The 6,000-nt window shown below is 54.6% G+C and carries 4 protein-coding genes; all 4 read right to left on the reverse strand.

Going from position 1 to position 6,000, the window contains the following annotated elements; translation table 11 throughout:
- Positions 1–192: 192 nt before the first annotated feature.
- On the reverse strand, positions 193–1,479 hold the full coding sequence (locus ACRDD5_RS21320; RefSeq protein ID WP_438677922.1) for a dicarboxylate/amino acid:cation symporter: 1,287 nt from the start codon (positions 1,477–1,479) through the stop codon (positions 193–195).
- Between the two features lie 158 nt (positions 1,480–1,637).
- Complete coding sequence (hmsP, locus tag ACRDD5_RS21325) at positions 1,638–3,647, reverse strand: biofilm formation regulator HmsP (RefSeq protein ID WP_438677923.1); 2,010 nt, start codon at positions 3,645–3,647, stop codon at positions 1,638–1,640.
- Between the two features lie 139 nt (positions 3,648–3,786).
- Complete coding sequence (birA, locus tag ACRDD5_RS21330) at positions 3,787–4,749, reverse strand: bifunctional biotin--[acetyl-CoA-carboxylase] ligase/biotin operon repressor BirA (RefSeq protein WP_271282681.1); 963 nt, start codon at positions 4,747–4,749, stop codon at positions 3,787–3,789.
- Positions 4,746–5,774: a UDP-N-acetylmuramate dehydrogenase gene (gene murB, locus ACRDD5_RS21335; protein WP_438677924.1), complete on the reverse strand. Its 1,029-nt coding sequence runs from the start codon at positions 5,772–5,774 to the stop codon at positions 4,746–4,748. Before murB ends, birA begins: the two co-directional genes overlap by 4 nt.
- Positions 5,775–6,000 lie beyond the last annotated feature (226 nt).

Genomic DNA, 6,000 nt, shown 5'->3' on the forward strand with positions numbered 1-6,000 from the left:
GTGCCACACGCCCTGTCGCACTCTAAATATGATGTTCAAAACATTCCGATTAGACCGCGCGTTAAGTGAAACGTCACGGCAAGAAGTGAAATTTACCTGAAATAAATCATATCGAATTATGACAAGTATACAGAGGTCATTATGCGCAGGAGCCCGCACCCCGACAAGGGAATGCGGGCCAGAGAGAAGATTTTAGGAGGACAATCCATGTGTTTTGCCGTCTGGCGCACGATTATTCAGCGTATCGTCGAGTTTTTTGTGGTCCAGCTCCTTCACCCACTTCGCCACCACCACCGTCGCCACGCCGTTGCCCACCAGGTTGGTCAGCGCACGGGCTTCAGACATAAAGCGGTCGATACCGAGGATTAGCGCCAGCCCGGCGACCGGCAAATGGCCCACCGCCGAGATGGTGGCCGCCAGCACGATAAAGCCGCTGCCCGTCACCCCCGCCGCCCCTTTAGAGGAGAGCAACAGCACCACCAGCAAGGTGATCTGATGGAAGATATCCATGTGGCTGTTGGTGGCCTGGGCGATAAACACCGCCGCCATCGTCAGATAAATAGAGGTGCCGTCCAGGTTAAACGAATACCCGGTCGGAATGACCAGCCCCACCACTGATTTTCGGCAGCCCAGTTTTTCCATCTTATCGAGCATGCGCGGCAGCGCCGATTCGGATGATGACGTGCCCAACACAATCAAGAGCTCTTCGCGGATGTAGCGGATAAATTTGAAGATATTAAAGCCCGCCGCGCGCGCGATACCGCCCAGCACCACCACCACAAACAGAATACAGGTGATGTAGAAACAGATGATTAGCTGACCCAACTGCACCAGCGACCCAACGCCGTATTTGCCGATGGTGAACGCCATCGCACCAAAGGCACCAATCGGTGCCAGACGCATAATCATGTTGATGATGCCGAAGATCACCTGCGAGAAGCTTTCAATGACGTTGAAAATCAGCTGGCCTTTGCTGCCGAGCCGATGCAGGGCAAAGCCAAACAGTACGGCGAACAGCAGCACCTGCAGAATGTTGCCGCTGGCGAAGGCGCCAATGACGCTACCGGGGATCACATCCAGCAGGAAGGCGACCACGCCCTGGTCTTTTGCCTGATCGGCATAAACCGCGACGGCTTTGGCATCCAGGGTGGACGGGTCAACGTTCATGCCCGCGCCAGGCTGGACCACGTTGACAATTACCAGGCCAATAATCAGGGCGATAGTACTGACCACTTCGAAATAGAGCAGCGCGACCGCACCCGTGCGGCCAACAGCTTTCATGCTTTCCATGCCTGCGATACCGGTCACTACGGTGCAGAAAATAACCGGTGCGATCACCATCTTAATCAGCTTAACGAAGGCATCGCCAAGCGGTTTCATTTGGGCGCCAAATTCAGGGTAGTAATGACCCAGCAGAATACCAATAGTGATGGCGGTCAGTACCTGAAAGTAGAGACTTTTGAAGAGAGAGGTTTTCATACGATGTCCTTGGGAAGAATAGCCGCAGGATTTGTAGGGGTAAAAATCACCTGCGGCCTTAAAATAGCACCCATAAATCAGGACAGATAGAATCGCGATCTCATTTTGAAACGGAAATGTTAAGAATTTTGAGCTGACTCGTACAAGCCAGCAACATTTCAGCCGTTATCCTGATGGCTATCGGGATGAAGATAACGTCTCTCAAACAGATCAACCGGAACGGCTTTGGCAAACAGATAACCCTGACCATATTCGACCCCGGACGCGGTCAGCCAGTCGCGCTGCGCTTCGTTTTCAATGCCTTCGGCAATGATCCCCAGCTTCAGACTGTGTGCCATCTGGATAATCGCCTGCACCATGCTGCTGTCTTCAGGTAGCCCATCGACAAACATCTTATCGATTTTCAGCACGTCTACCGGCAGAGCTTTCATATGCTGCAGCTGGCGCAGCCCGGCATAACCCATGCCGAAATCGTCCAGCGCAATGCGTAGCCCGGCATTACGCAGCGGACGTAAAATGGTCACCGCCTCGTTTGGATCGTCAATACGACGGCTCTCGGTCACTTCAAGGAACAGCGTGTCCGGTCGGATCCGGTAGCGATGAATCAGTTCGAGCAGCTCTGTAACCATGGTCGGATGCATCAGCTGCAGCGCCGACAGGTTCACCGACAGGGGCATCATGATCCCCCGCGACTGCCAGGCGGACAGTAGACGGCAGGACTCTTCCAGCACCCAGTGACCCACGGCAACAATCAAGCCGCAGCTTTCAATGCGCTCAATCAGCCCTTCAGGAAGTTCCCAGCTGCCGTCAGCCTGGCGCATACGCAGCAGTGCTTCGGCACTTTTCACCTGACCGGTGCTCAGCTCGACCTGTGGCTGGAGCCAGATGGCAAAGTCATTACGGTCCAGCGCCAGCAGAATATCGTTCTCTTCCGACAGCCGCTGCTGCGCTTTTTCCATCTGCTCAGGGTCGAAGAACTCAATTTGGTTCTTACCCTTATGGCGGGCGGTAAAGGCCGCAGAGAATGCCCGACGATAAAGCTGTTCTGCCGTCAGTTTGCCGTGGTACATGGCAATCCCAATGCTGGCGCTTGGCCGCAGCTGGATCCCCTGAACCGGTAGCCGCTCATTAATAACAGTGAGTACTTGCTGACCTAGCGTAATAGCGTGCCATGGCTCTGTCACACCGTTGGCGATAATCACAAAGTCATAGCCCGACACCTGGGTCAACACCATACGCGGCGCGATCGCCGATTTGAGCTTTTCGACCAGCGTCAGCAGCAACACCTCGCGCTGACTCTCTTTCAGCACGCCCGCGGTATCCTGCAACGTTTCACAGGCGACCACGATCAGCGCCAGGGATTGCTGGCGCTTGATCGCCTGCTCCAGCAGTACCATCAGCAACGCTTTGTTAGGCAGGTCAGAGACCGGGAAACGGGTTGCGTTGTGGCTAAATTCTTCATGCTGGCGCAGGATCCGCTGCTGATTGAGATTGTAGCTGCGCACCAGCATACCGATTTCGTCATCATGATGCAGACGACGCGGCAGGGCGAGCTGATGCCCTACCTGCTGCTGCGGCGAGAGCGCATCCAGCTCACGGGCAATGCGGCGCAGCGGATGGACAATCAGGCGGTTAATACACCAGGTCAGCGCGACGGTGAGCATCAACGTGAGCAATAAGTAAGTGGTCACCAACGTGGAGACCCAACTGAGCACGAACTTGTACATCCGCCAGGAGTCGGACTGCAGGACAAGGTACGCCAGCGGTTGCGGATTAACCGGGCGTTGGAGGGAATACACCGGCAGCGAGATTTGTACCGGCAGTTCAAACAGGCGCTTCACCATCACCGGCACCGGGCGCTCGGGAATAAAATTCATCCGCAGCGCCTGGAACTGATTCGGCAGGACGACATCCGCCTGGCTGACGATGCCGCCTGGCTGAATGCTTTTAATAATGGATTCTGCCTGAGGAATATCCCCTTTCAAAATGGCGGCAGAAAGGGGTTCACGTATGGAGCGAGCGATGCTTTCAAGCTGCGTAGCCTTGTTATAGCGATTCTGCTGGATAGCATGAAACAGCAGAATGACGCAAAAAACGAAAACAAACACCATAGTGACGGCTGTAACCATCGCCATTTGTTTGATAGTTAAAGAACGGCTGACGCGCAAAATGACTCTCCAGAAGGGCGAAACGCAGGGTAATCAACTGTCACCCCGCTGCTTTCAGATTATACCCCATCGCAAACTGTTTCAGAGAGGGTAACTAATTGTTTAGGGATTATTCTGGTTACCCCTTCGGTGCCAGAACTTATTCGGCACTGCGCAGCGAAATCTCCCCGCCTACCCACGGTTTTATCACCCCGTCCTGCTCCAGTAACAGCGCCCCCTGAGCATCAATACCGCGCGACGTTCCGTAGATCTCTTTATCGCCAATAATCAGTTTCACCGGGCGATGAACAAAGTTATCCAGCTTTTCCCAGCGCGCAAGGAACGGCGTTAATCCGTCCTGCTCGAAAGTTTGCAGGGCGTCGCGCAACTCTTTAATGATACGCACCGCGAGAACATTACGATCGATAGTGATCCCAGCTTCCTGCAGGTTGATCCAGCCCTGGTTGATGACATCCGCCTGCACGTTGCGCATGACGAGGTTGATCCCCGCGCCGATCACGATCTGCGCTGCATCGCCGGTTTTACCCGTCAGTTCCACCAGGATGCCCGCCAGTTTACGATCGTTGAGATAGAGATCGTTTGGCCACTTCACGCGCACTTTTTCCGCACCGAGTGATTGCAGCACTTCTGCCAGCACAATACCAATCACCAGGCTGAGGCCTATTGCAGCTGCGGGGCCTTGCTCAAGTCGCCAGTACATGGACAGATACAGGTTAGCACCAAAAGGTGAAAACCATTTGCGTCCACGTCGACCCCGCCCGGCCTGCTGGTACTCCGCCACGCAGCTGTCACCGGACTGCAACTCATTGAGCCTGTCGAGCAGATACTGGTTGGTAGAATCAATCACCGGCAACACGACAACATTATTGTCGGTGATCTGACTGCGGATCATGGCTTCATTCAGCAGCTGGACAGGTTCCGGCAGGCTGTAACCTTTGCCCGGCACGGTAAAGACGTCTACTCCCCAGTCACGCAAGGTCTGAATATGTTTATTAATAGCCGCGCGGCTCATACCCAGCCGCTCACCAAGTTGCTCACCAGAATGAAAATCGCCATCCGACAGGATAGAGATCAGCGTCAGGGGAATAGTATTGTCCTTCACGCGATAGCCTCCACAGCGTTCACTTCGCCACGACAGCCGATAAAGCGCACTTCGGGCTCGAGCCAGACGTTAAACGTCTCGCCGACACGCAGTCGAACCTGATGCGCCAGCTGCACGACGTCGTGGCTGGTAGCGTTATTTTCGTTGATCAGCACCAGCGCCTGCTGACGATGGACTGCGGCACCGCCGTAGGTGGTACCCTTGAGCTGGCATTGATCGATCAACCAGCCCGCGGCCAGTTTGACGCTGCCATCGACCTGCGGATAGTGCGGCGCATGCGGCCATTGTGCGAGCAAGGCTTGCGCAGTTTCTGCCGTGACGACCGGGTTTTTGAAAAAGCTCCCCGCATTGCCGTTCACTTTAGGATCGGGAAGTTTGCTCATCCGCATTTGGCAGACTGCGGCAAAAATCTCTTGCGCAGTCACTGTCGCGGGATCCAGACGGGTCAAATCACCGTAGGAGAGAACCGGCTGCCAGTTCTTGGTCAGGCGCAGGCCCACCGCAACAATGACAAATTTATCCTGATAATCATGCTTGAACACGCTGTCGCGATAGCCAAACTGACACTCTTCGGCGCTCAAACGTACCGCCTGGCCGGTTGCCAGTTCGATACAATCAACGTATTCGCAAACATGCTTAAGCTCGATGCCATAGGCACCGATATTTTGTATCGGGGATGATCCCGCACAGCCCGGGATCAGCGCCAGATTTTCCAGCCCGGGCATCCCGTTTTCGAGGGTAAATTGCACCAGGCTATGCCAGTTTTCACCTGCACCCACGTGCAAATGCCAGCCATCCTCCGCCTCCTGCACCGCGATCCCGCGAATGCGATTGACGATCACCGTTCCGGCAAAATCATCCAGAAAGAGAACGTTACTTCCCTCGCCCAGAATGAGAACGGGCTGTTGGTTTTGTGTGGCGTGATTCCATGCAGCCAGCAGCTGCCGGGCATCGTCAGCTCGTACGATCTGATGGGCATTTCGGTCAATGCCGAAGGTATTCCAGGGTTTAAGGGAGTGATTCATAGACGCTATCCAGATGCAAAAACCGGGATAGTTTACCGTATATGTCAGGCATTAGGGGATATCTTTGTCGAACGGGGACGCTACATGCAGCAACGTTTCCCGAAGACAAAAACGCAAAAAGCCCTGTACGTCAGTACAGGGCTTCTTACTTGTTTGATGCCTGGCAGTTCCCTACTCTCGCATGGGGAGACCCCACACTACCATCGGCGCTACGGCGTTTCACTTC

The organism is Silvania sp., from assembly GCF_051656365.1.
In the GTDB taxonomy this organism is placed as follows: Bacteria; Pseudomonadota; Gammaproteobacteria; order Enterobacterales; family Enterobacteriaceae; genus Enterobacter; species Enterobacter hatchlandensis.

Coding starts and splice junctions, on each gene's coding strand:
- murB (WP_438677924.1), bottom strand. CDS start 5,774: ATGAATCACTCCCTTAAACCCTGGAATACCTTCGGCATTGACCGAAAT.
- ACRDD5_RS21320 (WP_438677922.1), bottom strand. CDS start 1,479: ATGAAAACCTCTCTCTTCAAAAGTCTCTACTTTCAGGTACTGACCGCC.